We start from the raw sequence: 3,278 nt of genomic DNA, 5'->3' as shown, positions 1-3,278 counted from the left end.
TGCTAAGATTGCGGCGCTCGCCGACGGCAATGTCGCTGCCCATTCGCGCCCCAACGGAACTATCGGCGCAGCCCGTGTCCAGCACAGCCGATCGCAGTCTACCCGGCCTCACGACTGTGAGAAAGAGCACTTGTTGCTAGACTTGGGCGAATCGAACTGAGCAGTAGACGAGCAGGCCTCTGACGCCCATTTCACGCATCTGGCCAAAGGTGATCTTCTGGGGCCGCATGTCGACATGATCGCGCCGATCTCGGCAAAGATGAAGCCGCGAGCCCTTGTGGCTTGGAAGGCCAGCGACACCAGCGGAAGGTCAAGGTATCGTGATGAAAAGTGCACCAAAATGCCGGGAAACTGGTGCACCCTCCGCAAACTAGGACGCTAACGGTCCTCTGGAGCCGCAATGAATTCGAACTAACCTTTGGCGCCCGCCGAAGTGCTTGTTTCGCAGCTCGGGGCACTCGTTTGACAAGTCTTGCTCTGTTCGCGCTCCGCTAGCGCGCCTGCGCCAGTGGCCAACGCTTGGAATAGAACGGCAATCGCGGTCGCAATGGCGGCTAGTTTGTTTAGGCGTGCGCCCTCAGCCATCGTCCCCATTACATTGATCGGCTTACCCAACTTTATCGACCAAGGATGATTCATGCCGAGCGAATATCCTGGGACTGCTTTTGGATCTCCATCGCACACCAATGCTGAAGATGCCCAGTACCAAAGAAACGCGGATAACAATCCGATCGGTACTGATAGCCAGATGAGCACCGTTTGCGCTGTTTGCATCTCAGGTCGCTCCATCTACAGTCCAAGTTTGCCCGTTCGAATTATCAATGATCTTTAGAGACGTCGAACGGGCGAAGCTCGCCATATAGCAGTGATGGACGCTCAAAACGCGCTCTTGCAGTTCTTGATCGCTTTCAATGGCCTCGATTGTGAGTCCGATGTCCATGCATTTGTCGATCAGGAAATGGTGTGAGTGCTCGGTCGTTCCGCTGTAGTCCATCAGCTGAGAAATAACAGTTTCGGCGGCAGCCTCCGGATCGGTCGCGCCCGACAACATGTTATGCTGCAGCCATTCCTTCACCATGGTTCTAGCGCCTTCAACCGACCGCTCACAATCAGAGATGAACGCCGGCGGATATTTCGCGAACACCTGCTGCCACAGGATCGCTTTCATCTGGTCCGCTTTGATTTCCTGCATGGCCCGATCAACTTCGGCCAGAATGCCCATGGCAGCATAGCCACGAATTTGGGGATCGGTGGGACCCAGACAGGAGTGTTTACCGAGCAGGATTTTCTGTGCGGCACAGGCGATCATCGTACCGGCGGACATAGCCATGTGAGGCACGATCGCTCGAAGATCTTTGCCGAAGATTTTGTAGAGATATTCCACGATGCCTCGAGCGGCCTCGATGCCGCCTCCAGGCGTGTGCAGGATGAGATCAAGCCCCTTGTCTTTGGGTAGGCCATGGATGACGGCCATAAAGCCGTTCATGTCGAGGTCGCTGATCGCGCACTCGGCGTGAAACCGTCCTTCCTTGTCCCGTTTCCAAAGAAAGCCCGAGTAGTAGCCGATCACGGGGCGACCGGTCTTGTCGGATAGTTCCTTGAGATATTTTTTCCGGACTAGATCGTGCGCGTTGTGCGCACTGAGGCTATCAATCTCTGAGTTTATCTCGTTCCACGCCGGCATGACCTGTCCGAGTTGTAGATGACCTGACAGTGACCGGAGTGTATTCGGAATAAGCGGAGAAGCTCGCCTCCCGGACCTGCTCGATCGAACCAAAGCTCTGTTGGCTGCCGACAGCTATTCCATATGACGCGAGTGCAGATTCGCGATTTACCATGGCGGCCTCGTATCCCTGTGGTGCAGATCGCGCTCGTTTTTTTGAGCGATTCTGTTTTATGGGCGAGTTTCGTAGCATGGAAGTTCCGCGCGTGAAAAGGGCTCTATCAGTAGGTCACAACCTTGGTTACGCGGCACTGTTCCGGCATCCAGCCTGATTCTCGGTTCACAACAGGTTAACGCCCTGTCGGCCGGGCCCTGCTGTACCCTGTGTAATCGACCCTGCCCCTCTGACCCGAGGAGCAGGATGGAAACCTGCGGGGGCTGTGTCCGCGAGACAAATTGGCTCACCCCAATTCGGCACTTCGGACCGGATCGGGCTGACGAAATGCTGACGAGGAAATTGAGGGTCGACGCCATCGCGCCTAAATATTTGATTTTATTGGAGGCCACGACCAGAATTGAACTGGTGTACACGGTTTTGCAGACCGTTGCGTAACCACTCCGCCACGTGGCCCCGTAAGGGCGGACCAATATAGGGGATCAATGGCTTAGGCAACCGCCTTCGTCCAACTTTGCGGTGGCGACGCCTGTCAGGATTTCACTTCGCTGCGGCCTGAATGCGAGTGCCCTTCCGCCTCCGGCGTTCCGATGCCGCGACGAGACAGCAGATCGCGGCCTGCCTGACCGACGGTTTCTATCCGGCCGCTCCGCGCGGGGCGATCAATCGTACGGATGGTGTGGCTCGAGTCAGGCTCGCCTGCCCCGCCGAATACCGCGCCGGCGGTCCTTTGACGCCAACGCCGATCGGGCTGATGCCCTCACCATTGATAACGGAGGCCGGCAGTGCCTTTGACACCGTTGCGGCGTCCGCCGCCTTCGTTGCTGACTGCGAACTGATATCCGGCGTCGGCGAAGGCTGAGAAATTGGAATTGATCTTCGTGGTGAAGCCGGCGGCCACGTCCATGTATTGGCGTCAGGCAGGACGCCGCGAGAAGCTCAAATTTTCTTCGTTTAAGTCCTTGAGCTATGGTCCAGCCGCATCGCGCCCAGCGGATTTTCATAGGCACCTCGCTCTAACAGTGCCCCTTGTGCAGCGTACCTTTAGATTTGCCGCGAGCATGGCAGACGGCCGGACGGCTCGAAATTATCGACGGCTGTGATTGCCGAGCCACAAAGTGGGCAGCGATGCTGACCAATGGGCCTGATGCCACGCTGGCAGCAATTCGTGGTGTGGTCCTGAACGAGAGGCCTGCAAAGCGCCGTATCCACTATGGTCGATGCGCCCTGATCAAAGGGAATTCTTCCTGGCCCATCGCGACATATTGCGCCCCCGCACGAACTTAATCGCTACAAGGGCAAAGCGGACCTAGCCTTCGCCGCATCACGCCGCCGGGTTTATGGGTACGCGGCCTAGCACTACTTTGGCAGATTATTGGATTTTCGTGATTTTTTAGGATTCCCGAATCGATTTTTCAATGATTCATGGGTGGTCGGCTC

2 protein-coding genes and 1 tRNA gene are annotated in these 3,278 nt (G+C 56.7%); all 3 read right to left on the bottom strand.

Features of this window, described 5'->3' with window-relative positions:
- Nucleotides 1-775: 775 nt before the first annotated feature.
- The 3 genes from AC629_RS43225 to AC629_RS46305 all read right to left on the bottom strand — a co-directional run bounded on the left by AC629_RS43225 (nt 776) and on the right by AC629_RS46305 (nt 2,745).
- A complete protein-coding gene (locus AC629_RS43225; protein WP_210419220.1) occupies nt 776-1,684 on the bottom strand; it encodes an SDH family Clp fold serine proteinase in 909 nt (302 codons plus the stop codon).
- A gap of 536 nt (nt 1,685-2,220) precedes the next feature.
- A tRNA-Cys gene (locus AC629_RS43220) sits at nt 2,221-2,294 on the bottom strand.
- A gap of 304 nt (nt 2,295-2,598) precedes the next feature.
- Nucleotides 2,599-2,745, bottom strand: a complete 147-nt coding sequence (locus tag AC629_RS46305; RefSeq protein WP_168195744.1) for an autotransporter outer membrane beta-barrel domain-containing protein — start codon at nt 2,743-2,745, stop codon at nt 2,599-2,601.
- Nucleotides 2,746-3,278: the final 533 nt, after the last annotated feature.

Source organism: Bradyrhizobium sp. NAS80.1 (assembly GCF_001908205.1).
In the GTDB taxonomy this organism is placed as follows: domain Bacteria; phylum Pseudomonadota; class Alphaproteobacteria; order Rhizobiales; family Xanthobacteraceae; genus Bradyrhizobium.
The sequence above is the reverse complement of the archived record's forward strand: the minus strand, read 5'-3'. Positions and strand labels throughout refer to the sequence as shown.

Coding starts and splice junctions, on each gene's coding strand:
- AC629_RS43225 (WP_210419220.1), bottom strand. CDS start 1,684: ATGCCGGCGTGGAACGAGATAAACTCAGAGATTGATAGCCTCAGTGCG.
- AC629_RS46305 (WP_168195744.1), bottom strand. CDS start 2,745: ATGGACGTGGCCGCCGGCTTCACCACGAAGATCAATTCCAATTTCTCA.